Raw genomic sequence first — 24,454 nt, 5'->3', positions numbered from 1 at the left:
CGGCCGTGCGCGCGCGCAGACGCCGGCGCCTGCGGACGAGCTCGCCCCGGCGCCGCTTGATCGGCAGCCGGCGCGGGTCCGTCGGGGGCGCCGCCACCACGTACGCACCGGCCTCGGGCTCCGGGGCCGACCGTACGAGCGACCGCAGCCAGCCGCGCAGTTCCTCGAAGTCCGGTCGCTCGGTGGGGTCCTGGCGGAGCAACGACTCGACCACGGGCCGCAGCGGCCCGCACTCCTCCGCGTACGCGGGCGGCTCCGAGCACACCATCTCGACCAGCTCGGCGGTGTTCTCCTCCGGGTAGGGGGCGTGCCCCTGGACGGCCCGGTACAGCAGTGCTCCCAGCGCCCACAGGTCCGTCGCGGGCCCGATCGGTGCCGCCAGCTGCCAGTTCGCGTGCACCGGACCGGCCTGCTCCGGCGCCCAGCGCTCCGTGACGGGGCCGACGACCGCCATCCGCGCCTGCCGGGCGCGCTCGGCGGCGAGTGGGGTGGTGGGTCCGCGCCGGGCGGCGCCGCTCGCGACCAGCTGGTCCCAGTGACCGGTGGACGGCGTGCCGGGCGCCGTACCCGACGCTGTGCCGGACGGCCCGGCCGGTGGGGCGCCTGCGTCGGCGCCCTGTGCCCCTCGACCGTACGTACCGGACTCGTCGCCGCCGATGGCGCGGGGTCCACATCCCGCGCCGGGCAGCTCGGGCCGGCCGAAGCCGCGATCATGTTCCTGGTCCTGCCTCCCACCGGCGGGCGCCGGAGTGCCCGGGCGGGGCATCGCTCCGTGCCACGGGTGGGACCGGCCCACGCCGTACGGGTCGGCGATCTGGCCGGGCGGTGCGGGCGCGGCCGACCGGCCGAGGGCCGGTGTCGTCCCGGTCCCGGTCCCGGCCGGGCCTCCCGGCTGTTCGTTCACCCGGGCCGCGGCCCGCGCTCCGGCCCGGTAGGCCGCGATGGCTCCGGCGCGGGCCGCCCTGACGTCACTGCCCGGGTCGGGTGCGCTCGGCCCGCCCGACGGATCGGTGCCCGGTCCCGCGTTCCCCGCGCGCGCCTCGATGGCGGCGCGCCGGGCGGCCTCGGGATCCGGGGCGCCCGCGCCGGGCGCCCCGCCCTGGGAAGCCCGCAGCTCCAGCCCACCGGTGCCGTCCGCGCCACCGGAGCCCGCCAATCCCCGGGGGCTGACCAGGTCCCGGTAACCTTCCGGCCCCTGGTGACCCGTGGCGGCACCCGGCGCGTCAGGTCCTGTGGCCGGGTCCTCGCCCTGCGCCTCGCTCACCGGCACGGGGTCGTATCCGCACAGCGCCTCCTCCGCGGCGCCGGCCGCCAGGCCGGTGAGCATCACCCGTCCGTCGTCGCAGACGAGGATCGTGCGGGAGGTGACGTTGCGGTGCACCCAGCCGTGGGCGTGCAGGGCGCGCAGTGCCGTGAGGACGTCGGCGGCGACCTCGGCCGCCCGGTACGGCGTCAGCGGCTCCTCGGCGAGCAGCGCCGCGAGCGGCCGGGCGGACACCAGTTCGCTCACGATCCACAGCGACCCGCCCTCGGCGAACACGTCGAAGACCTGCTCCAGACGCGGGTGGTCGGGTATCTGCGCGGCGGCCTGCGCGGCCTCGATCGCGCGCCGTACGGCCGGGTCGGTGGGCCGGCGCGTGGTCCGCGTACTGGTGCGGCGCGCTGCGCCGTCCCGGGCGACGTACCCTGCCGGGAGCCCGTCGGCGTCCAGCACCTCCGCCTCGACGACCTCGGGCAACGGCACCTGACGGACGAGGACTTCCTGCCCGCTGTACGTGTCGAAGGCCCGGCCCTCGGTGAGTTCGTACTCGTCGGACGCCGGAAGCGGAAGGCGGTAGCGGTCGGCGAGCACCCTTCCCGCGTAGTCGTCCACGATGCCACCCCCGGCCGCCAGGTCGGTCAAAACCGTTCACTCTGCGTACCGTTCCGCTCTGGATGCGTACGGTCCGCAGCCATTCACGATACGTGCCTGAGGCAACGCGCAAGGAGGAGATGCGAGATTCGCACCGTTACGAAACGGCCTCATTCGGCGCCGGGCATCCCTCAGGACTTCGGCCGGAACGTCTCCGTGAACGTCCGCCACGTGTCCTTGCGCAGGTCACCGTCCCACTCGGCGTCCTTCGCCGTGTACATCAGTGCGTGGCCGAGGCTGTCGTCCACCACGAACCCGCGGTTGACAACATGGTTCTTCGTGCCGCCGTCCATGTAGGTGAACTCCCAGTCGGCCGCGTTCCAGCCCCGGTAGTCCACCGCCTCTATTCGGATCCGCTGGTACTGGGGACGCGTCATGTACTTCTCCTGGCTCCGCCAGTCCGCCTCCGCGTCGTCCTTCGGCGTGGTCGTCCAGCCGACGAGCAGCCGCTGTCCGTCGGGACCCGTGAACCTGGCGCCCGCCGCGTCCGTCGACCGGTACTGCCACCCCTCGGGCAGCCCGATGGAGAAGCCCTGCGCGTGCTCGTACGTGGACACCGCGATGTCGTCGGACCCGGAACCCGAACCGGAACCGGAGCCCGCATCCCCGCCGTTGTCGGCACCCGCCTCGCCGCCGTCCTCGCCGGAGCCCTCGGAGGCGTCCGCGTCGCCTTCCGGAGCGCTGCCCCCGGAACCCGCCGACTCCGAGGCCGTCTCGCTCCCCTCACCGTCCGTGCGGGTGCCGGAGCCCTCGGCGCCGTCCGCACTGCCGGTCGCGGCGGGGGAGGTGGCCGACCTGGTGTCACCGCTCCTGCCGTCGGAACCACCCTCGTCACCGCCGCCCAGCCACAGCGCGAGCACCGTACCGAGCACGGCCAGGACGACGACCACCGCCACGGCGATGACGATCAGTCTGCGCCGAGGCACCACATCGGTGATCGATGCCCGGGGCGCGGGGCGCGGCGGCAGGTCCGGCGGCGGAACCTCCGGCCACCCCGACGAGGCCCGCCCGGACGCCGGGTTGCCGGCCGCGGCCGCCCCGGCCGCCCGGCCCGCCACGGCTCCCGAACCGGAGGAGGACGAGGCGGAAGGAGACGAGACCGACGAGGCCGGGCCCGAGGAGGACGACCGCGAGGAGGACGGGCCCGAGGAGGCCGACGTGGACGGTGAGGCCGCGGTCGTCTTCGCGGCGCCCTCGCCCTTCGGTGTCTCCCCGCCCCTCGCGGCTCCCCCGCCCTCGCTCCCGGCCGCCGTGCCTGCCGCGGCCGCCGCCGTTCCGGCGCCCGCCGCGGCCTTGCGCACGGAGCGCAGTGCTCCGCGCCAGCCTTCCGCCGAGTCACCCGGCTTCGTCCCGGAACCGCCCGGTCTCGCTCTGCCCGCTCCCTGCTCCGGCACCGGAGGCAGCGCCACGACCTTCGTCGCGTCGGCCGGCTCGTCCGCCGAGGAGTCGGGTGCCCTGATCACCTCTTTCAGCAGCGCCCGGGCCCCCGCGTCGTCCAGCCGCTGGGCGGGGTCCTTGGCGAGCAGTCCGTGGATGACCTTCCGCAGCGGTCCGGCGTGCACGGGTTCGTCGACGGGCTCGGTCATCACCGCGGTCAGGGTGGCTATGGCCGAGCCCTTGTCGTACGGCGGCACGCCCTCGACCGCCGCGTACAGCAGACCGCCGAGCGACCACAGGTCCGCCGCGGGGCCGGGCTTGTGACCGCGCGCCCGCTCCGGCGATATGTACGAGGGGGCGCCCACGAGCATGCCGGTCGAGGTGACGGACGGGTCGCCCTCGACCTGTGCGATGCCGAAGTCGGTGAGGACGACACGGCCGTCGTCGGAGATCAGTACGTTCGACGGCTTCACGTCACGGTGCAGGATGCCCTCGCGGTGCGCGGAGCGCAGCACGTCGAGGATCGCGAGGCCGACCTCGGCGGCGCGCTTCGGTTCGAGGGTGCCGTCCTGGCGGATGACCTCGGCGAGCGACTTACCCTCGATGAGCTCCATCACGATCCACGGCCGGTCGTCCTCGTCGACCACGTCGAAGACCGTCACCGCGCCGTTGTTGCGGATCCGCGCGATGGCCTTGGCCTCCCGCAGTGTCCGCGTGATCAGCCGGCGCTTCTCGTCCTCGTCGATGCTCGACGGGAACCTCAGCTCCTTGACCGCGACCGTACGGCCCAGTGTCTCGTCCTGGGCCCGCCACACGGTGCCCATGCCGCCACGGCCGAGGACTCCTCCCAGCCGGTACCGGCCGGCGAGGAGACGTGTGTTCTCGTCCTGACGGGATGCCCCGCCCCGCTCCGCCTCCGACATGCGTCCCCTCATGCAACCCGCCCTGACAGAGCCTTCATTGTCCATCACGCGACTACTGCTTCACGCCCAGGGTGCCCCTTCCTCACCAGCCCCCCGCACCGAGCCCCACCGGGGCCGGACACCACACCACCACCCCTCCCAGCCTTGCAGCGCGTACACGTTCCGGCCACGGCGCCCTGGAGCGAACTCCTCGCCCACGGACGGCCGTACCCGCAGGACGGCGCACGCCCGGACCTGGCGCGCCCTGGCACGAGACCGCACCGCCCCGGACGGGTACCGCACCTCGCCCCGGCCCGAACCCGGACCGCTACGCGATTTCGAGCCACGGTCACACCCGTCCGTTACCGATCGGAAGCCGGACCAGTTTCCTTCGGGGCGACAACCGCCCGGGAAATGCCACGGCAGTCCGTCCGCGTGATGGGCGCCGACAAGGGAGGAAAGCGATGCCACGGAGTCGGACGCTGCCCGCCGCCCTCCCGCCCCCGACCGCTTCCCCGCCCCGGGCCGTCCCCTTGTCCCTGGCCGTTCCCCTGTCCCTGGCCGCTCTCCTGTCCCTGGCCGTTCTCCTGTCCCTGGCTGTCCTCGGCCCCACCCCGACAGGCACCCCGCCCGACGTCACCGCGCGCACCGACGCGGTCCTTCCCCTCCTGGTCACGAGCGGCGCAGCGCCCGCGGCGGCGCTGCTCGCCCTGGAGGGCACCCGCACCCGCTTCGCCCACGCCGAGTCGCGCGGCACCCGCCACGGCGCCCGGGCGATCGGACGCAACGACCACTTCCGCGCCGGCAGCGTCACCAAGACGTTCATCGCCACGGTCGTGCTGCAACTCGCCACCGAGCGGAGGCTGTCCCTGTCCGACACCGTCGAGGAGCATCTGCCCGGCCTGTTGCGGGGAGCGGCCGGCGACGGCCGTACCCTCACACTGCGCTCCCTGCTCACCCACACCAGCGGCCTGCCCGACTACACCCTCGACACAAGCGGGACCCGCCCCGTGACCCCTCGTCAGGCCGTCCGCCTCGCGCTCACCCACCCTCCGGCCGCCCCCGGCCGCTTCGCGTACTCGAACACCAACTACGTCGTCCTCGGCATGGTCGTCCAGCAGGTCACCGGCCACTCGTACGCCAGTGAGGCCGAGCGCCGCATCCTCTCCCCCCTCCGGTTGACGGGCACCTCCTTCCCGGGAGCGCGCACCTCGCTGCCGGTCCCGCACGGCCGCGCCTACTCCGCCGACGGCTCCGACGTCACCGAGACCGACCCGCGCGCGGCCGGCGCGGCGGGCGAGCTCGTCACCACCCTCACCGACCTGGACCGCTTCTACGCGGCCCTGTTGCGCGGCGAGCTGCTGCCGCCCGGCCGACTGCGCGAGATGCTCGACACCCGCACCGCACAAGGCGAGTACGGCATGGGTGTCCAACCCGAGAAGCTGCCGTGCGGCATCACGGTGTGGGGCCACAGCGGCCGCATCTCCGGCAGCTACGTGCGCACCGCGGCCACCGTCGACGGCCGTCGCGTCCTCACCTTCCGGGTGAACACGGACGCATGGACCGACTCCGGGCTGGACCTCGCCGTGCTCACCGCCGGGTTCTGCCCCCGCACCGCATAGAACGGACGGCATCGGCGGGGATCTCCCAGTTCGCCACACCCGTACGGGTGAACCTCACCGGCCATCGCCGCGCTCGCGATCCATGCCGCACATGCCGCACATGCCGCACATGCCGCATCCATCGTCACCGCGGCACGACGTCCGGTGCCCCCAGCCGCGCCGCGTCCGCCGTCAGGTCGTCCGGCTGGCGCTGCGACTCCCGCTCCGCCTCCACCCGCTTCTCGTAGTGCTGGACCTCCCGCTCGATCCGGTCCTGCTCCCAGCCGAGCACGGGCGCCACCAGCTCGGCCGCCTCCCGGGCGCTGCGCGTCCCCCGGTCGAACGTCTCGATCGAGATCCGGGTACGCCGGGTCAGTACGTCGTCCAGGTGCCGGGCCCCCTCGTGCGAGGCCGCGTAGACGATCTCGGCCCGCAGATAGTCGTCGGCCGCGTGCAGGGGCTCCCCCAGTGAAGGGTCGGCCGCTATGAGGGCGAGCACCTCCTCCGTCGCCGAGCCGTACCGGTTGAGCAGGTGTTCCACGCGCACCACGTGCAGTCCGGTCCGCGCGGCCGTGCGCGCCCGCGCGTTCCACAGGGCGCGGTAGCCCTCGGCGCCGAGCAGCGGCACCTCCTCGGTGACGGACTCGGCGACCCGCAGGTCGAGCCCGTGCACCGCCTCGTCCACCGCGTCCTTGGCCATCACGCGGTACGTCGTGTACTTGCCGCCCGCCACGACCACGAGACCCGGCACCGCGTGCGCCACGACGTGTTCGCGCGACAGCTTGCTGGTGGCGTCCGACTCCCCGGCGAGCAGCGGCCGGAGTCCGGCGTAGACGCCCTCGACGTCGTCCCGGGTGAGCGGTACCGCCAGCACCGAGTTGACGTGCTCCAGCAGGTAGTCGATGTCCGCGCTGGACGCGGCCGGGTGCGCCTTGTCGAGGTTCCAGCCGGTGTCCGTGGTGCCGACGATCCAGTGCCGCCCCCACGGGATGACGAACAGCACGGACTTCTCGGTCCGCAGGATCAGCCCGGTCGCCGAGTGGATGCGGTCCTTGGGCACCACCAGGTGGATGCCCTTGGAGGCCCGTACGTGGAACTGGCCCCGCTCGCCCACCATGGCCTGGGTGTCGTCCGTCCACACCCCGGTGGCGTTGACCACCTGCTTGGCGCGGATCTCGTACTCGCCGCCCGCCTCGACGTCCTGCACCCGGGCGCCGACGACGCGTTCCCCCTCGCGCAGGAATCCGGTGACCCGCGCGCGGTTTGCGGCCTTCGCCCCGTACGCCGCCGCCGTGCGCACGAGGGTGGTCACGAACCGGGCGTCGTCCATCTGCGCGTCGTAGTACTGCAACGCTCCGACCAACGCGTCCTTCTTCAGACAAGGGGCCGCGCGCAGGGCGTGGCGGCGCGTCAGGTGGCGGTGCGCGGGCAGCCCGCGGCCGTGTCCGCGGGCCATCGACATCGCGTCGTAGAGCGCGACGCCGGAGCCCGCGTAGAACCGCTCCCAGCCCTTGTGCCGCAACGGGTAGAGGAACGGCACGGGTTTGACGAGGTGGGGCGCCAGCCGCTCCAGCAGCAGTCCGCGCTCCTTCAGCGCCTCACGCACGAGGGCGAAGTCGAGCATCTCCAGGTAGCGCAGGCCGCCGTGGATCAGCTTGCTGGACCTGCTGGACGTGCCGGACGCCCAGTCACGGGCCTCGACCAGCCCCGTCGCGAGGCCGCGGGTCGCGGCGTCGAGGGCGGTGCCCGCACCGACCACACCGCCGCCCACGACCAGTACGTCCAGCTCGTGCTCGGCCATGCCCGCCAGTGCCTCGGCGCGCTGCGCCGGACCCAGTGCCGCTGTCCTCACCGCTGCCTCCCGCTGTCTGTCGCGCCGGGCCCCGCCCGTCGGGCGAGCCCTTGCTCACATCCCCCATGCCCAGAATTCTGGCCGTCCCGACCGGCATCGGCCACCAGCCGCCCCTCCACCTGTGGACAACCGTCGAGGACGCGCGCAGACTCTCACCCCACCAATCCCGCATAACGGTCATATTTACTCCTAGTGTGACATTGCGCTCGCTCATCCTGTCCACAGGGCTTGCGCGCCTGTCCCCCTTCGGTTATCGGAAAGGACGGCCCACGCCATGCCCGCAGATCTCGCCGTCATCGGACTCGGTCAGCTCGGCCTGCCGCTGGCCCGGGCCGCCGTCGCCGCCGGCATCCCCACCCTCGGGTACCGGGCCCCCTCCGAGGCCGGACCGGAGGGCGGCGGCGCCCTCACCGCCCCCGAGCTCCGGCGCATGCTCGCCGCCGGCTTCCGGCCCACCACCAGCCCGGCCGAACTCGGCCGGGTGCGGACGGCGGTGATCTGCGTGCCGACCCCGTGCGGCGCGGACGGCGGGATCGATCTCACCCATGTGGCCGCCGCCGCCCGTACCCTCGCCGCCCGGCTGCGCCCGCACACCACGGTGATCCTGGAGTCGTCCGTGCGCCCGGGCACCACCGAGGAACACCTGCTCCCGCTGCTGGAGGAGGGGTCCGGGCTGCGCGCGGGCCGCGACTTCCACCTCGCGTACTCGCCCGGCCGCACCGACCCCGGCAACCGCGACTACTCCCCCGCCCACACCCCGAAGGTCATCGGCGGCCTCACCCCCGCCTGCACCGAGTCGGCCGCCGCCTTCTACGGCCGGCTCACCGACAAGGTGGTCCGGGCGCGCGGACCGCGCGAGGCGGAGACGGTGCAGCTCCTGGAGACCAACTACCGGCATGTGAACATCGCACTCGTCAACGAGATGGCCGTCCTCTGCCACGACCTGGGCATCGACCTGTGGGACGTCATCCGCTGCGCGGAGACCAAGCCGTTCGGCTTCCACGCCTTCCGCCCGGGCCCAGGCGTCGGCGGGCACGCCGTCCCCCAGGACCTGGCCGGACGGGCCCCGCACCCGCTGCGGATGGTGGAACTGGCCCGGCAGGTCAACGACCACATGCCGCCGTACGTGATCCAGCGCGCGGCCACCCTGCTCAACGAGCACGGCAAGTCCGCGCGCGGCGCGCGCGTGCTCCTCCTCGGAGTCACCTACAAGCCCGACGTCGCCGACCAGCAGGGGTCGCCCGCGCGCGAGATCGCGCGCCGTCTGATGGAGCTGGGCGCCGCCGTCAGCTTCCACGATCCGTACGTCGCGTCCTGGGGCGTCCTGGACCGCCCCGTCCCCCGCGCCGATCTCCTCTACGAGGCCGCGGCCGACGCCGACCTGACGATCCTGCTCCAGCAGCACCGTACGTACGACCTCCAGGGCCTGTCCGCCAAGGCGCAACTCCTGCTGGACACCCGCGGGGCGACCCCGACGGGCGCGGCCCACCGGCTCTGACGCGGGAGAACCCCACCTCACATGTCAGCGACGGCTGCTAACGTGCGGGCCGTTGTCGCACATGGGTGCGCCTTCACGCGCCGCACTCGCATGCGGTCGTCTTCGCACGCACATCGGGGGGTCCTTCGTCATGAGCCAGTCCACGCCGCCGTCCCAGCCACCGGCCGAGCCGTCGGGCCCGCCCGCGGGCGGCGCCCCCGCCCCGCAGCCCGTCGCCGGCAACCCGTACGCCCAGCAGCCCACCGCGGGCAACCCCTTCGCGGGCGGTCAGCCCGGCTTCGCGAGCGGTCAGCCGGGTTTCGCGCCCGCCCCGCCGCCCGCCCCGCGCCCCGGCAACGTCGCCCTCGGCATCGTGGCGGCGGTCGTCGCGGCCGTGGTCACCGCCGCGGTCTACGGCACGATCATCGGCAAGACGGAGTACGAGATCGGCTACGCGGCGGTCGGCGTCGGCTTCCTCATCGGCTTCGCCGCGGGCAAGCTCGGCGGTGGCAACCCCGCCCTGCCGATCGTCAGCGCGGTGCTCTCGCTGGGCGCGGTCTACGCGGGCCAGCTCGTCGGCTTCGCCGTGTTCGGGGCCGACGAGACCGGCATCCCGGTCATGACCTTCCTCACCGAGCACTTCGGGCTGCTGACCGACGCCTGGCAGGAGGAGGCCGACGTGATGACGTACCTCTTCCTCGCCATCGGCGCCGCCGCGGCCTTCTCGGGTGCCAAGAAGGCCGCGGGCTGACGATCGGCAGCCGTACGGCGTAGGGGTCCGGCCCGCCTCGAGGAGGCGGGCCGGACCCCTACGCCGTGGCCGGTGTCAGCGCCGGTGCTGCGAGTCCGCCACCGTGACCTCGACCCGCTGGAACTCCTTGAGCTCGCTGTAGCCGGTGGTGGCCATGGCGCGACGGAGGGCGCCGAAGAAGTTCATCGAGCCGTCCGGGATGTGCGACGGGCCCGTGAGGACCTCCTCGATGGTGCCGACCGTGCCCAGGTCGACCTTCTTGCCGCGCGGCAGCTCCTCGTTGACGGCCTCCATGCCCCAGTGGTGGCCCCGGCCGGGCCCGTCGGTGGCGCGCGCGAGCGGGGATCCCATCATCACGGCGTCGGCACCGCAGGCGACCGCCTTGGGCAGGTCGCCGGACCAGCCGACCCCACCGTCGGCGATGACGTGCACGTACCGGCCGCCGGACTCGTCCATGTAGTCCCGGCGGGCGGCGGCGACGTCCGCCACCGCCGTCGCCATCGGGACCTGGATGCCCAGGACGTTGCGCGTGGTGTGCGCGGCGCCACCGCCGAAGCCGACGAGGACGCCGGCCGCGCCCGTGCGCATCAGGTGCAGGGCCGCCGTGTAGGTGGCGCAGCCGCCGACGATCACCGGCACGTCGAGCTCGTAGATGAACTGCTTCAGGTTCAGCGGCTCGGCGGCACCGGAGACGTGCTCGGCCGACACGGTCGTACCGCGGATCACGAAGATGTCCACGCCCGCGTCCACGACGGCCTTGGAGAACTGCGCGGTGCGCTGCGGGGAGAGCGCGGCGGCGGTGACCACACCCGAGTCGCGCACCTCCTTGATGCGCTGCCCGATCAGCTCCTCCCTGATGGGCGCCGCGTAGATCTCCTGGAGGCGGCGGGTCGCGGTCTCCACCGGCAGCCCGACGATCTCGTCGAGCAGCGGCTGCGGGTCCTCGTACCGCGTCCACAGGCCCTCGAGGTTCAGTACGCCCAGGCCGCCCAGTTCGCCGATGCGGATGGCGGTGGCCGGGGAGACGACCGAGTCCATGGGGGCGGCCAGGAAGGGCAGCTCGAAGCGGTAGGCGTCGATCTGCCAGGCGATCGAGACCTCCTTCGGGTCCCGGGTACGGCGGCTCGGTACGACGGCGATGTCGTCGAAGGCGTACGCCCGGCGGCCGCGCTTGCCCCGCCCGATCTCGATCTCACTCACGTGTGTGGCCTTTCCCTCTGCGTTTCAGCGCCTTCCAGTATCCCCGACCCCATCACAAAGGCGGCCCCGGAGCCTCCGGGACCGCCTTCGTCATGCCTCCACGCGCGCGTGCGGCTCGTCCGCCGCCCGGCGGCCGTCCGCCGCGCGGCGCTACTTGCGGCTGTAGTTGGGTGCCTCGACCGTCATCTGGATATCGTGCGGGTGGCTCTCCTTGAGGCCCGCGGAGGTGATCCGCACGAACCGGCCGTTGTCCTGGAGCTCCGGCACGGTCCTGCCGCCCACGTAGAACATCGACTGGCGCAGACCGCCCACCAGCTGGTGCACGACCGAGGAGAGCGGACCGCGGTAGGGCACCTGGCCCTCGATGCCCTCGGGGACCAGCTGCTCGTCGGAGGCGACGCCCTCCTGGAAGTAACGGTCCTTGGAGAACGACTTGCGGTCGCCGCGGGTCTGCATGGCCCCGAGGGAGCCCATGCCGCGGTACGACTTGAACTGCTTGCCGTTGATGAACAGCAGCTCGCCCGGGGACTCCTCGCAGCCCGCGAGCAGCGAGCCCAGCATCACCGTGTCGGCGCCTGCGACCAGGGCCTTCGCGATGTCGCCCGAGTACTGCAGACCACCGTCGCCGATGACCGGGACACCGGCCTCCTTGGCGGCGAGCGACGCCTCGTAGATCGCCGTGACCTGCGGCACCCCGATGCCGGCGACCACGCGCGTCGTACAGATGGAGCCGGGTCCGACACCGACCTTGATGCCGTCCACGCCGGCGTCGATGAGGGCCTGGGCGCCGTCCCGGGTGGCGATGTTGCCGCCGATGACGTCGACGCCCGACGAGTTCGACTTGATCTTCGCGACCATGTCGCCGACCAGCCGGGAGTGGCCGTGCGCGGTGTCCACGACGATGAAGTCGACACCCGCGGCGATCAGGGCCTGGGCGCGCTCGAAGGCGTCACCGGCCACACCGACGGCCGCGCCGACGAGGAGCCGGCCCTCGGCGTCCTTGGCGGCGTTCGGGTACTTCTCCGCCTTCACGAAGTCCTTGACCGTGATCAGGCCCTTGAGGACGCCCTCGTCGTCGACCAGCGGCAGCTTCTCGATCTTGTGGCGGCGCAGCAGCTGCATCGCGTCGTCACCGGAGATCCCGACCTTGCCGGTGACCAGCGGCATCGGCGTCATGACCTCGCTGACCCGGCGCGCGCGGTCCGGCTCGAAGGCCATGTCGCGGTTGGTGACGATGCCGAGGAGCTTGCCGGAGCCGTCGGTGACCGGGACGCCGCTGATGCGGAACTTGGCGCACAGCGCGTCGGCCTCGCCGAGCGTGGCGTCCGGGTGGATGGTGATGGGGTCCGTGACCATGCCGGACTCGGAGCGCTTCACCAGGTCGACCTGGTTGGCCTGGTCCTCGATGGAGAGGTTGCGGTGCAGCACGCCGACGCCGCCCTGGCGGGCCATCGCGATCGCCATGCGGGACTCGGTGACCTTGTCCATCGCGGCGGACAGCAGCGGGATGTTCACCCGCACGTTCTTCGAGACGTACGAGGCGGTGTCGATCTGGTCGGGCGCCATGTCCGACGCGCCCGGCAGCAGCAGCACGTCGTCGTAGGTCAGCCCGAGTGTCGCGAATTTGGCGGGCACTCCGTCGACGTTGGCAGTCATGACACCTTCCCCAAAGCCTTGATCGGTGCGGATGTCCATGCTAACGGGAAGCACGGGTCGGGCATTCCGCTACCGGGGGGCGCCGGGCTTCGTACCTTCGTACGGAAGGGGCGGGGCATCCGTTCACCGGGGCTTCTCCCGGGCGTCCCTCCCGGGCGACGACCGCGATGTGACCTTCCTTACTGCCTACTGACTGCCTACTGACTGTCCGCTGCTCACTGCTCGGCCAGCGCGCGCAGCCGGCTGAGCGCGCGGTGCTGCGCCACCCGTACGGCACCCGGCGACATGCCCAGCATCTGGCCGGTCTCCTCGGCCGTGAGGCCCACCGCGATCCGCAGCAGCAGCAGCTCGCGCTGGTTCTCGGGGAGGTTGGCCAGCAGTTTCTTGGCCCATTCGGCGTCGCTGCTGAGCAGGGCGCGCTCCTCGGGGCCGAGCGAGTCGTCCGGCCGCTCGGGCATCTCGTCCGAGGGGACGGCCGTCGAGCCGGGGTGGCGCATCGCGGCGCGCTGCAGGTCGGCGACCTTGTGGGCGGCGATGGCGAAGACGAACGCCTCGAACGGCCGTCCGGTGTCCTTGTAGCGGGGCAGCGCGAGGAGCACCGCGACACAGACCTCCTGCGCCAGGTCCTCCACGAAGTGCCGCGCGTCGCCCGGCAGCCGGGACAACCGGGTGCGGCAGTAGCGCAGGGCGAGGGGGTGGACGTGGGCGAGCAGGTCGTGCGTGGCCTGCTCGTCTCCGTCGACGGCACGATGGACGAGCGCACCGATCACCGTCGTCTCGTCATCGCGCATCGGACCATGGTGCCCTGCAGTCGTACGCTCCGTGGCACCGTGCCCGTACTTGTGCACCGAAGCGTTATGAGCAGGTGCGCCGGAACTCATCTCCTGCGCCCTCCCCTTCCGCTCGACCGACTCGTCCCCGAGGAACTCCACACATCAAGGATGCGGCATCCGCGGCGAAACGAGCAGTGGGCACCCGGCGGGCCGCTCCGCCGTCCCCGCTCACCGTACGGGGAAACCCCCGCACACCGACCGGAAGGTATCCCCGCCCGCCGTCCGACGGGTACCTCCGGACGCGCCGTGGCCGGCGGCCCCGCCCGCTCGGCGGCGGGCGGGGAATCCGCTCCCCGTGCCACGGCGCACTCAGCGAACCAGGCCCCAGCGGAAGCCGAGCGCCACGGCGTGCGCCCGGTCCGAGGCGCCGAGCTTCTTGAACAGGCGCCGGGCGTGCGTCTTGACGGTGTCCTCGGAGAGGAACAGCTCACGGCCGATCTCCGCGTTGGACCGGCCGTGACTCATACCCTCGAGCACCTGGATCTCCCGCGCGGTGAGCGTCGGCGCGGCGCCCATCTCCGCGGACCGCAGCCGGCGCGGGGCGAGCCGCCAGGTGGGGTCGGCGAGTGCCTGCGTCACCGTGGCACGCAGCTCCGCGCGCGAGGCGTCCTTGTGCAGATAGCCGCGGGCGCCGGCGGCGACCGCGAGCGCCACCCCGTCCAGGTCCTCCGCGACGGTGAGCATGATGATGCGCGCACCGGGGTCGGCGGACAGCAGCCGTCGTACGGTCTCGACGCCGCCCAGTCCGGGCATGCGTACGTCCATCAGAATCAGGTCCGAGCGGTCGGCACCCCAGCGGCGGAGGACTTCCTCGCCGTTGGCCGCCGTCGTCACGCGCTCGACGCCGGGCACGGTCGCCACCGCGCGGCGGAGCGCCTCTCGGGCAAGCGGGGAGTCGTCGCAGACGAGGACGGATGTCATGGCCGTCCTCCGCAGCTGATGCGCGTCACCTTGAGCCTCCAGGCTGGTACGAATCGTCACCTGTGCGGTCGACGCCCACGAGCGGACCGATACGTCTGCCCGAGCGCTTGTTCCTTCAACCGCCTTGGCCTTCTCAACGACGGTCACTCGAAAGAGTTACGGGGCGGTGAGCCACGTTCGGCACTCTACGTGAGGGGTCGGACACGGTGCAGACACGCCCGGCGGACCCCCGACGTTTCCTCGCAACCTATGCCCCATTCAGCCGGTTTTCGTCGCTTTAGCTGGTGTCTGCTACTAGATTTGCAATGAGTCATATTTTCATCTCCTTAGATCGTAGAAGTGCGGTCATGTGAACATTCCCGCTCAGAACGGCAACAAGGGGACATGAAATGGCAGATTTCTCCCGCCTTCCCGGACCCAACGCGGATCTGTGGGACTGGCAGCTCCTCGCGGCCTGCCGCGGGGTCGACAGCTCGCTCTTCTTCCACCCGGAGGGCGAGCGCGGTGCGGCACGGAGCGCTCGTGAGAACTCGGCCAAGGAGGTCTGCATGAGATGCCCGGTCCGCGCCGAGTGCGCCGCTCACGCCCTGGCGGTGCGGGAGCCGTACGGCGTGTGGGGCGGGCTGACCGAGGACGAGCGCGAGGAGCTCATGGGACGGGCGCGCAACCGGCTGGTGTCGGCGTCCCCCAACGGGAGCGGCGGCAGCGAACCGAACCGGTGACCACTCCACCGCTTCGAACGCATGAAGGAACGTTTTTTCGCTCCGCCGGTTCCTTACGGCCCCGCGGCCCGACCCTCACGGCGTCGCAGGACCCCCGTCACAGGGCCCCCTACCGCGCGGCCGCGCCCGCCAGCTGGTCCAGGGTCGCCGCCACCGTCGGTACGCGGGCCAGGTCCGGCAGGGTGAGCGCGACGATCTCCCGTCGTACGACGGGCCGCAGCGCGACCGTACGCACGCCCTTGGGCCGTACCGACTCGACGGCCAGTTCCGGCAGGACCGCCACCCCGAGCCCCGCGCCGACCAGGCCGGCCACGGCCGGATAGTCGTCGGTCGCGAAATCGATGCGGGGGGTGAAACCCGCGCCCTCGCAGATCTCGACCAGCTGTCCGCGGCAGCGGGGACAGCCCGCGATCCACGGCTCCCCGGCGAGGTCCTCGATGGCCACGGATTCCGTACGGGCCAGCCGGTGTCCTTCGGGTACGAGGCCGACGAGCCGGTCGGCCAGCAGCGGCCGTACGACCAGGTCGTCCCACTCGTCCGTGCCCGTGGCGCCCTCGTACCGGAAGGCGAGTGCGACGTCGCAGTCGCCCTCGCGCAGCATCTCGACGGACTTCGGCGGCTCGGCCTCCTCCAGGGAGACGCGGGTCCCGGGGTGCTCGGCGCGCAGGGCGGCCAGCGCGGTGGGGACCAGGGTGGAGCTGCCGCTGGGGAAGGAGACGAGACGGACACGTCCGGCCCGCAGTCCGGCGATCGCGGCGACCTCCTCCTCGGCCGCCGTGAGCCCGGCGAGGATACCGGTCGCGTGCCGGACCAGTGCCTCGCCCGCCTGCGTCAGCCGCATCTCGCGGCCGGTACGGACCAGCAGCGGGGTGCCGGCCGAGGCTTCGAGGGCCTTCATCTGCTGGCTGACGGCGGGCTGGGTGCAGCCCAGCTCGCGCCCCGCCGCCGAGAAGGAACCGGTGGCGGCCACGGCGCGCAGGACTCGGAGATGTCGGGCCTCGATCACCCTTCGAGCATAAGGGACTCTTGGGTTCCGTCGCGGAAATCACCTCGACGCTTTTGCTGACGACGTCTAGCGTGCGACGCATGAAGCTTCTGTCTCTCAACGCGGGGATCCCCCGGCAGGTCGAGTACACGAACCAGCCGCAGGGCGTGACCGGCATCGACAAGCGGCCGGTCGAGGGGCCGCTGCTGATCAGCGCGCCGGGCCCGGAGGGGGTCGGCGGGAGCGGTGTCGCCGGGGACGCGGTCTGCGACCTCCGCCATCACGGCGGCGACGACCAGGCCGTGTACGCGGTCGCCCGCGAGGACCTGGACACGTGGGAGCAGGAGCTGGGCCGTCCGCTGCGCAACGGCGTGTTCGGCGAGAACCTCACCACCGAGGGCGTCGACGTCTCCGGCGCCCTGATCGGCGAGCGCTGGCGGATCGGCCCCGACGTGGTCCTCGAGGTCACGAGCGGCCGCATCCCGTGCCGCACCTTCCAGGGGCACCTGGGTGAACCCGGCTGGATGAAGCGCTTCATCCACCGAGGGGAGCCGGGCGCGTATCTGCGGGTCCTCGTGCCCGGCGAGATCCGGGCGGGCGATTCCGTCGAGATCGTCCACCGTCCGGACCACAACGTGACGGTGGCCCTGCAGTTCCGCGCCACCACGGTCGAACGGGAGCTGCTGCCGTGGGTGCTGGTGGCGGGGGACGCGCTGCACGCGCGGGTCCGGGAGCAGGCGGAGAAGTACGTGGCGGAGCTCGGCAAGGTGTGAGGACGGGCCGCGTCGCCGGGCCGCTGCCGCAGTCCGGCGAGCAGGCCGAGATCGTGGTGCGCGTGCGGGCCGGCGAGCGGGTCACCCTGCGCAGCTCTCCGCAGGACGACTGCGGCGACGTCTGGCAGCGGCGGTTCTCCGGGGACGACGACTCCTTCGACGTACTGGAATCACGGGCGGCCGAACGGCTGCGGACGTCACCTTCGAATACCGCCCGAGCTGGTCGGGTCGGAGCTGCCGGACGACGCCGACGCCGTCCGCGGGAGGGTCATCGACCCGGAGCGGAGCGGGATCAACGGGCGCACGATGGACATGGTCCGGGTCGACGAGACGGGCACGCGGGAGACGACGGAGGTGTGGACGGTCCGCAACGCCGACGGCATGCCGCACGACTTCCACGTGCACGACGTCCAGTTCCGGGTGGTGGAGGTGAACGGCGAGGTTCGCCGCCCGCGCTGCGCGGCCCGAAGGACACGGTGTTCCTGCCGAACGGCACCACCATGAAGCCGGCGCTGCGCTTCGACGGCCCGGCGGACCCGGACACGCCGTACATGTACCACTGCCAGCTGCTGAACCACGAGGACGAAAGGATGACGGGCCAGTTCGTGGTCGCGGAGAAGGGGGAGCGGGCGGGCACGCCGACCGGACACGCGGACGGACACGCGGCCGACCACCGTGCGGGACACGAGCAGGACAGGTGAAGGCCGGTTCGGGGAGCGGACGCGTTGAGTCCAGGTCATTAACCTTGCGTCATGACAACGGCTCTCATCACGGGTTCGACCTCGGGCATCGGTGCCGCCTTCGCACGGCGGCTGGCGGCCGACGGCCACAACCTCGTCCTCGTGGCACGCGACACCGCGCGGCTGCGGGACCAGGCCACGGAGTTGCACGACCGGCACGGCATCGAGGCGGGAGTGCTGTCGGCCGACCTGTCGACGGACGACGGCATCGAGGCGGTGGAGCAGCGCCTGGCCGACCGCACGCATCCGGTCGACCTGCTCATCAACAACGCCGGCTTCGGCAACAAGGGCCGTTACCTCGAGGTCCCCATGGCCGACGAGCTGACCATGCTCAAGGTGCACTGCGAGGCAGTGCTGAGGCTGACCTCGTCGGCGGTCGAGGCGATGCGGGAGCGGGGCCGGGGCGGCGTGGTGAACGTGGCGTCGGTGGCCGCGTTCGTGCCGCGCGGCACCTACGGGGCGTCCAAGGCGTGGGTCGTGCAGTTCACCCAGGGCGCGGCGAAGGACCTGGCCGGGAGCGGGGTGCGGCTGATGGCGCTGGCCCCCGGCTTCGTGCGCACCGAGTTCCACCAGCGGGCCGGCATGGGCACGGACAACATCCCGAACTGGATGTGGCTGGACGCGGACAAGGTGGTCGCGGAGGCGCTGAGCGACCTGGCCCGGGGCAAGTCCCTGTCCATCCCGGACCCCCGCTACAAGGCGCTGCTGGGCGCGGCGAAGCTGGTGCCGCGGCCGCTGCTGGGGGCGATCAGCTCCAGGACGGGGCGGAAGTACGGACCGCAGTAGCGCGGACGCGGCGGGCAAGGGGTCCGCGGGGTGTGCGTCCGCCGCTTCTCTTGCCGGTCGCACCGGTCGTGGCATCGCGCCTGTGACGAGCACGCTCCCGTTGTCGGAGCGGGCGGCCAGGGATTCGGGCCTGTCAGCGGGGTGAAGCCCTCACCGGGTATCCAAGGGGCCACCTCACGGTCACCCCTTGGTCGAGGTCGGCTCGCTCGACCGGCCGCAGTATGGCGGCGCGGAGGAAGTCGGCGGCCTTGCCGGGCATGTCGAGGGTGCCGGCAGCTCCGAGGCGGAGCATCCCGTGGTGTGGACGGTGTCGCCCGGCCGCGCGTAGTCGAGGAGCGCGCGGGACGCGGGCCGCTGGGGGTGAAGGCGGCTGGAGGTGCCGCCGTCCTCCCCGAGGACGAACGACCGGGTCCTCGACGCCCGGCCTCGTGATGGACCAGGTTCTACCGGGCGGTCGACTGCTGGTCGGTCGACGCCGCCGAGGCCGCAGCTCTTCCCGGTCCGTGCTCCTCGCACACGAGGCCGGGCTTGTGGCGCGCTGCTGGAAGGCGGGCGGCCGGGGCGCCCGCACGGTGGAAGTGGTGGACCGGACCACGGAGCGGGAGGTGCTGAGCGGGCCGTTCCTGTGGCGACCACGGCCGGTGGCCCGGCCCGCGCAGCCGTCCTGAAGGCGCGCGCCTCTAAGCGCGCGTTCCCCGGCTCGTCCCGTCGCGGCCCGGCCTCACGGGCGATCGAGCGGGCGGGTGCCGAAGCACATGCCAGGGCCTGCCCCTCCGGGCATCCGGTACTGCCCGCGCGTACCTGGTGACGAGGGTGGGTGGTGGCGTAAGCACGGGGGCGACGGACCTCGAATTCAAGGGTGGGACTTTTGCGCGAGCACGAGCACGTCAGAGACACCACATCCGGCAGCGGCCGCGTGCCGGCCCGCACGCCCACCCGGGCCGCTCCACCGCAGGGCCTGATGGGCGTGCAGGCCACGGCCGGCAATTCGGCCGTCGTCCAGATGCTGCGCCAGGCGGACGGCTCGGGCGCCCAGGGGGATCACCAGCACATCGCCGTCCAGCGCATGCAGGCCGATGCGGATACGGCGAGTCAGTCCGGCAACGGATCGGACATGGAGATCGATACGCCGCCTTCGCCGCCTTTCGTCACTGCGCGAGCCGATGCGACGCGCAAAGCGGCGGTAGCCACCAAGCTGAACAGGGTCAGGTTCTCCAGCATGCGCGAGCTGGGATTCCTGACCGGGCAGGTGTCCACGACGGGCACCGAAAGAGCTTCGAGGCCGCGCGCTCTCAACCAGCTCTCCGAAGCGGCCGTACTGAAGATGTACGCGGAGATCAAAGACCCGACGAAGGCCAGCGGTTACACCTGCTCGGAGGCGATGGCTCCCACGGTCAGGGCAGAAGTGGAGGCGCTGGCCGAGCATTTGATCCACGCCATGGAGGCCAGAGCCGACGGCGCACTCTTCCAGAGCGGCAAGAACGATGACGGCTCCTTGAAGAAACAGGCCCTCGTGCACACGTCGACGGATATCGCCGGAAGACGAGGGGTGGAGTTGCCCTCCCTGGCGCTCGGTGACCACGTCCGCCCGATCAACGCGCTCGGCGGGCCCCCGACACCCGACCAGGTCACCACCCCGAACGGCACGCTCCTGGACAGGGTCACCACGTACACAGCCGACAAGGAGGATGGATCGCAGCATCGCTATCACGCCTACGCCGCCAACGCGGAGGCCCACAAGGACGTCATGGCCGAGGCGACACAGACCACGGGCAAGGCGGCATTGGGCCGAGGGCTGACCGAATTCGCCGGGTCGACCAAAGTGGCGGGGCCGATCGACATCGACGAGACGCTGCTGGTCCAGTGGTCCGGCATTCGAGGTGGGTGGTCACCCGACCAGAACGGTGCAATGTTCGGTGTTTCTGCGAGCACGGCCGCCCAGAAGAGTGGTTTCTCGGGAGATGACTGGCAGTGGCTGCATCTGATCGCCTTCACCATGGGCGGCAGAAACGGCACACAGCCGAACGAGGTGGGAAATCTGGCCGCTGGACTGGCTGCCGCGAACGGCCATCATCTCGTGCTGGAGAGCCTCGTCAAGAAGATGGCCTCCGACAAGGACATCACCGGCGTGAAGGTGACAGCCACCGCGCACATGATCCAGAACAGTTTCCACGTCTGCAGGAGCATCGACTACAAGATCGAATGGACGAAGAACGGAGAAAACATAGCGGATACCTTCCATATCGGTGCTCTGGATCCGAACAGATCCATGGGCGGCCATCTCGAGATGCTCTGCAAGCAGTACGGGATAGCCGTGTGACCAGCCTCGAGTTCGGCCGTCCTGGCCGTCCGGCACCGGGAGCCGGAGATCGGGGCACACGGTCGCGGCGGTTGCACCGGCGGCTCAAGCCCTCCCGCACGAGCCGCGGTCACAGCCGCCGCTCTTCCGTCAGCGGTCAGCGGTACCGCACGTGCGGGTTGTGATAGGCCCCCGCCTCCGCCCAGTCCCAGGCGTCCATCTGCCGGGAGGCCAGGCGCCGGGCCGGCCGGGCGCCATGCGGGGTCGAGGTGAGGGCGGAGGACGATGGCCGACGCGGAGGCCCGACTGACCCTGCCCGGGGTCGAGGTCCGTGCCGGGAAGGGCTGGAGTGCGCCGAGGCGCTGCCCAGCGGCTCGCGGAAGCGAGGCTCGGCGCCCGGCCGGCGGACGAGGACGGGACACGAGCGGCGCCGGCGGAGGTGGTGCGTTCCTGGCGCGGTGAGTCGCTGATCAGCTCGTACGGCCAGGCCGGCCGATCGCTTCGGGACAGCACGAAGGCCCGGCACCCCACAGGGTGCCGGGCCTTCGAGCGAGGCTCAGAGGCGCGAGGGTCAGTGCGCGTGGCCGTGGCCGTGACCGGCGGCGGCCGGCTCCTCCTCTTCCTTCTTCTCGACGACCAGGGTCTCGGTCGTCAGGAGGAGGGAGGCGATGGAGGCGGCGTTCTCCAGGGCGGAGCGGGTGACCTTGACCGGGTCGATGACGCCGGCCTTGACCAGGTCGCCGTACTCGCCGGTGGCGGCGTTGAAGCCCTGGCCCTTGTCGAGGTCGGCGACCTTGGAGGTGATGACGTAACCCTCCAGGCCGGCGTTCTCGGCGATCCAGCGCAGCGGCTCGACGGCGGCGCGGCGGACGACCGCGACACCCGTGGCCTCGTCGCCGGTGCGGCCGAGGTTGTCCTCGAGCACCTTCACGGCGTGGACGAGCGCGGAGCCACCACCGGAGACGATGCCCTCCTCGACCGCGGCGCGGGTCGCGGAGATGGCGTCCTCCAGGCGGTGCTTCTTCTCCTTGAGCTCCACCTCGGTGGCGGCGCCGACCTTGATGACGCACACGCCGCCGGCCAGCTTCGCGAGGCGCTCCTGGAGCTTCTCGCGGTCCCAGTCGGAGTCCGTGGCCTCGATCTCGGCCTTGATCTGGGCGACGCGACCGGTCACGTCCTCCTTGTTGCCGGCACCGTCGACGATGGTGGTGTCGTCCTTGGTGACGGTGACGCGGCGGGCGGAGCCGAGCACGTCCAGGCCGACCTGGTCGAGCTTGAGGCCGACCTCCTCGGAGATGACCGTGGCGCCGGTGAGGACCGCCATGTCCTGCAGCATCGCCTTGCGGCGGTCGCCGAAGCCGGGGGCCTTGACCGCGACCGCGTTGAAGGTGCCGCGGATCTTGTTCACGACGAGGGTGGAGAGCGCCTCGCCCTCGAGGTCCTCGGCGATGATCAGCAGCGGCTTCGAGGCGTTGGCCTGGATGATCTTCTCGAGCAGCGGCAGCAGGTCCTGGATGGAGGAGATCTTGCCCTGGTTGATGAGGATGTACGGGTCCTCGAGGACGGCCTCCATGCGCTCCTGGTCCGTCACGAAGTACGGCGACAGGTAGCCCTTGTCGAAGGCCATGCCCTCGGTGAAGTCCAGCTCCAGACCGAAGGTGTTGGACTCCTCGACGGTGATGACGCCGTCCTTGCCGACCTTGTCCATCGCCTCGGCGATGAGCTCGCCGACCTGCGTGTCCTGGGCGGACAGGGCGGCGACGGCGGCGATGTCGGACTTCTCGTCGATCGGGCGGGCGGTCGCGAGGAGGTCCTCGGAGACCGCGGCGACGGCGGCGTCGATGCCCTTCTTGAGGAGGGCCGGGGAGGCGCCGGCGGCGACGTTCCTCAGGCCCTCGCGGACCAGCGCCTGGGCCAGGACGGTGGCGGTGGTGGTGCCGTCACCAGCGATGTCGTTGGTCTTGGTCGCCACCTCCTTCACCAGCTGGGCGCCGAGGTTCTCGTACGGGTCCTCGATCTCCACCTCACGGGCGATGGTGACGCCGTCGTTGGTGATGGTCGGGGCGCCGAACTTCTTGTCGATGACGACGTTGCGGCCCTTGGGGCCGATCGTCACCTTCACCGTGTCAGCGAGCTTGTTGACGCCGCGCTCGAGGGCGCGACGGGCGTCCTCGTCGAACTTCAGGATCTTCGCCATGGGAGCGTGAGCCCTCTCGGAAATCTAGGGGAAAACTGACTGCGCCCCGGGCGCCCGGCTTCTTATGGATCGCAGGGGGCCAGGGGCGCAGACGCTGAGCAAAAAGTGCGTCGAGGTGAGGTCGACCTGTTTCCCGTCGGCCTGTCTCCTCGGCGGCTTCTCGTCGAACTACTTCTCGATGATCGCGAGCACGTCGCGGGCCGAGAGGACGAGGTACTCCTCGCCGGAGTACTTCACCTCGGTGCCGCCGTACTTGCTGTAGAGCACCACGTCGCCGACGGTCACGTCGAGCGGCAGGCGCTCGCCGTTCTCGAAACGGCCCGGGCCCACGGCGAGGACGACGCCCTCCTGGGGCTTCTCCTTCGCGGTGTCCGGAATGACCAGGCCAGAGGCCGTGGTCTGCTCGGCGTCCAGCGGCTGGACCACGATGCGGTCCTCGAGCGGCTTGATGGCAACCTTGGAGCTGGCGGTCGTCACGATCCGACCTCCCCCTTCAGAGTTCTCGCGGGGTTGACTGTCTGAGGTGGCGACCGGGTCGATCCGTCGTCGCGGGTGCCGGACCTGCCCGTCGCTATGTTGGCACTCTCCAGGGGGGAGTGCCAGAGCCGAGACTATGACCGCGATTAGCACTCGGTCAAGCGGAGTGCCAATCGTGTGCGGTGCGGCGTCGCGATCGGGGCTCAGAGGTAGTCCTCCAGCCGCCCGACCGTGAGCCCCTCCTCCTGGATGCGCCGGAGCAGGCGGGTCGTCATCTCCGTGAGGGACACGCCGCCGGGTCCGCCGGGGCCTTGGAGGGCGCGGGCGTCGGCCATCACGATGACGATGTCGCCGGGGCGGAGGCGGGTCCCGCCGCCCGTGTACCGCAGCCCGTCGGCCTGCATCGAGGCCCGGCCCAGGACGACGGCCGAGACGCCGCAGTCGGCGGCGGCGTGCAGCGTGGTGGTGTCGTACGTGCCGTACGGCGGCCTGAGCAGCGTGGGACGGACACCGAAGCGCCTCCTCAGCTTCTCCTGCTGCCCGCAGATCTCGGCGCGCTGGCCCGCGTACGGCAGGCCGCGCAGCGAGCGGTGGTCGAGGGTGTGGTTCTGCAGGCCGGCGCCGACCCCGCGCAGCCGCGCGAAGTGCCCGTACCCCGGGCCCGCGACGCTGTCGGTGAGGAACATCGTGACCGGCAGGCGCAGCTCACGGACCAGGTCGACGAAGTGCGGGTCCCGCTCGGCGCCGTCGTCGAAGGTCAGGAAGACGACGGCGTCCTCGGTCGGGACGCGCTCGACGACCGGGGGCAGCCCCGGACCGGCGTCCGCATCCACATCCGTAGCGGCAGCGGCTGACGGCCGGTCGGGCCGCTCCGGACGCGGGGCGAGCGGGGCGGCGAGGCCCCACCGACGGTAAGCGTGCCGGGTGGCCCCGGCCGCGCGCTCACCGGCCCTCGCCGACCCCTGGGCGTGGCGTCCGTCGGCATCCGCCCCG

Annotated in this window: 22 protein-coding genes; 11 read left to right on the top strand and 11 right to left on the bottom strand. The window is 71.9% G+C overall.

The features are described 5' to 3' along the window. Together UW392_RS01530 and UW392_RS01525 are read right to left on the bottom strand one after the other, a co-directional pair. The coding region (locus UW392_RS01530) for a protein kinase domain-containing protein (RefSeq protein ID WP_320772986.1) at positions 1-1,873 on the bottom strand (1,873 nt) is incomplete at its 3' end. 170 nt (positions 1,874-2,043) lie between these two features. After that, positions 2,044-4,212: a protein kinase domain-containing protein gene (locus tag UW392_RS01525; RefSeq protein ID WP_320772984.1), complete on the bottom strand. Its 2,169-nt coding sequence runs from the start codon at positions 4,210-4,212 to the stop codon at positions 2,044-2,046. Positions 4,213-4,655: 443 nt separating this feature from the next. Between UW392_RS01525 and UW392_RS01520 the strand changes: the two genes are divergently transcribed. After that, positions 4,656-5,813, top strand: coding sequence for a serine hydrolase domain-containing protein (locus UW392_RS01520; protein WP_320772983.1), 1,158 nt, complete (start codon positions 4,656-4,658; stop codon positions 5,811-5,813). Between the two features lie 124 nt (positions 5,814-5,937). On the opposite strand, the gene UW392_RS01515 is transcribed toward UW392_RS01520, so the two are convergent. Beyond that, positions 5,938-7,644 (bottom strand): glycerol-3-phosphate dehydrogenase/oxidase, encoded by a 1,707-nt coding sequence (locus UW392_RS01515; RefSeq protein ID WP_320772982.1) that lies wholly within the window; start codon positions 7,642-7,644, stop codon positions 5,938-5,940. A gap of 274 nt (positions 7,645-7,918) precedes the next feature. On the opposite strand from UW392_RS01515, the gene UW392_RS01510 reads away from it, so the two are divergent. Then, complete coding sequence (locus UW392_RS01510) at positions 7,919-9,142, top strand: nucleotide sugar dehydrogenase (RefSeq protein WP_320772981.1); 1,224 nt, start codon at positions 7,919-7,921, stop codon at positions 9,140-9,142. A 130-nt stretch (positions 9,143-9,272) separates the two neighbouring features. After that, a complete protein-coding gene (locus UW392_RS01505) occupies positions 9,273-9,872 on the top strand; it encodes a hypothetical protein (protein WP_320772980.1) in 600 nt (199 codons plus the stop codon). A gap of 75 nt (positions 9,873-9,947) precedes the next feature. Here UW392_RS01505 and UW392_RS01500 read toward each other — a convergent pair whose 3' ends face one another. From UW392_RS01500 to UW392_RS01485, 4 genes are all read right to left on the bottom strand, one after another. Then, positions 9,948-11,072, bottom strand: coding sequence for a GuaB3 family IMP dehydrogenase-related protein (locus tag UW392_RS01500; RefSeq protein ID WP_320772979.1), 1,125 nt, complete (start codon positions 11,070-11,072; stop codon positions 9,948-9,950). A 150-nt stretch (positions 11,073-11,222) separates the two neighbouring features. After that, a complete protein-coding gene (gene guaB, locus UW392_RS01495; RefSeq protein WP_320772978.1) occupies positions 11,223-12,728 on the bottom strand; it encodes an IMP dehydrogenase in 1,506 nt (501 codons plus the stop codon). A 215-nt stretch (positions 12,729-12,943) separates the two neighbouring features. Next, positions 12,944-13,519, bottom strand: a complete 576-nt coding sequence (locus UW392_RS01490) for a sigma-70 family RNA polymerase sigma factor (RefSeq protein WP_060901477.1) — start codon at positions 13,517-13,519, stop codon at positions 12,944-12,946. Positions 13,520-13,870: 351 nt separating this feature from the next. After that, positions 13,871-14,482, bottom strand: coding sequence for a response regulator transcription factor (locus UW392_RS01485; protein ID WP_003948568.1), 612 nt, complete (start codon positions 14,480-14,482; stop codon positions 13,871-13,873). Positions 14,483-14,871: 389 nt separating this feature from the next. On the opposite strand from UW392_RS01485, the gene UW392_RS01480 reads away from it, so the two are divergent. Next, complete coding sequence (locus UW392_RS01480) at positions 14,872-15,204, top strand: WhiB family transcriptional regulator (protein ID WP_320772977.1); 333 nt, start codon at positions 14,872-14,874, stop codon at positions 15,202-15,204. 109 nt (positions 15,205-15,313) lie between these two features. On the opposite strand, the gene UW392_RS01475 is transcribed toward UW392_RS01480, so the two are convergent. Next, positions 15,314-16,210: a LysR family transcriptional regulator gene (locus UW392_RS01475; protein WP_320772976.1), complete on the bottom strand. Its 897-nt coding sequence runs from the start codon at positions 16,208-16,210 to the stop codon at positions 15,314-15,316. An 80-nt stretch (positions 16,211-16,290) separates the two neighbouring features. On the opposite strand from UW392_RS01475, the gene UW392_RS01470 reads away from it, so the two are divergent. The 7 genes from UW392_RS01470 (at position 16,291) to UW392_RS01440 (ending at position 20,808) form a co-directional block, all read left to right on the top strand. After that, on the top strand, positions 16,291-16,962 hold the full coding sequence (locus UW392_RS01470) for an MOSC domain-containing protein (RefSeq protein WP_320772975.1): 672 nt from the start codon (positions 16,291-16,293) through the stop codon (positions 16,960-16,962). 306 nt (positions 16,963-17,268) lie between these two features. Continuing rightward, positions 17,269-17,466: a multicopper oxidase domain-containing protein gene (locus UW392_RS01465; RefSeq protein WP_320772974.1), complete on the top strand. Its 198-nt coding sequence runs from the start codon at positions 17,269-17,271 to the stop codon at positions 17,464-17,466. After that, positions 17,418-17,663 (top strand): multicopper oxidase domain-containing protein, encoded by a 246-nt coding sequence (locus tag UW392_RS01460; RefSeq protein ID WP_320772985.1) that lies wholly within the window; start codon positions 17,418-17,420, stop codon positions 17,661-17,663. The genes UW392_RS01465 and UW392_RS01460 overlap by 49 nt, the downstream gene beginning before the upstream one ends. A gap of 51 nt (positions 17,664-17,714) precedes the next feature. Next, a complete protein-coding gene (locus tag UW392_RS01455) occupies positions 17,715-18,488 on the top strand; it encodes an SDR family oxidoreductase (RefSeq protein ID WP_320772973.1) in 774 nt (257 codons plus the stop codon). Between the two features lie 187 nt (positions 18,489-18,675). After that, positions 18,676-18,816, top strand: coding sequence for a hypothetical protein (locus UW392_RS01450; protein WP_320772972.1), 141 nt, complete (start codon positions 18,676-18,678; stop codon positions 18,814-18,816). Positions 18,817-18,991: 175 nt separating this feature from the next. Further along, positions 18,992-19,156 (top strand): hypothetical protein, encoded by a 165-nt coding sequence (locus UW392_RS01445; protein ID WP_320772971.1) that lies wholly within the window; start codon positions 18,992-18,994, stop codon positions 19,154-19,156. A gap of 200 nt (positions 19,157-19,356) precedes the next feature. Next, positions 19,357-20,808 carry a hypothetical protein gene (locus UW392_RS01440; RefSeq protein ID WP_320772970.1) on the top strand — a complete coding sequence of 484 codons (1,452 nt, stop codon included), beginning with the start codon at positions 19,357-19,359 and terminating at the stop codon, positions 20,806-20,808. A gap of 550 nt (positions 20,809-21,358) precedes the next feature. On the opposite strand, the gene groL is transcribed toward UW392_RS01440, so the two are convergent. From groL to UW392_RS01425, 3 genes are all read right to left on the bottom strand, one after another. Beyond that, on the bottom strand, positions 21,359-22,984 hold the full coding sequence (gene groL / locus UW392_RS01435) for a chaperonin GroEL (RefSeq protein ID WP_320772969.1): 1,626 nt from the start codon (positions 22,982-22,984) through the stop codon (positions 21,359-21,361). Positions 22,985-23,152: 168 nt separating this feature from the next. Then, positions 23,153-23,461 carry a co-chaperone GroES gene (gene groES / locus UW392_RS01430; RefSeq protein WP_189214834.1) on the bottom strand — a complete coding sequence of 103 codons (309 nt, stop codon included), beginning with the start codon at positions 23,459-23,461 and terminating at the stop codon, positions 23,153-23,155. Positions 23,462-23,664: 203 nt separating this feature from the next. Then, positions 23,665-24,454, bottom strand: a 790-nt coding sequence (locus UW392_RS01425) for a polysaccharide deacetylase family protein (protein WP_320772968.1), incomplete at its 5' end; no start/stop codon positions are given.

The sequence above is a fragment of the Streptomyces sp. CRN 30 genome, from assembly GCF_034105845.1.
The sequence above is the reverse complement of the archived record's forward strand: the minus strand, read 5'-3'. Positions and strand labels throughout refer to the sequence as shown.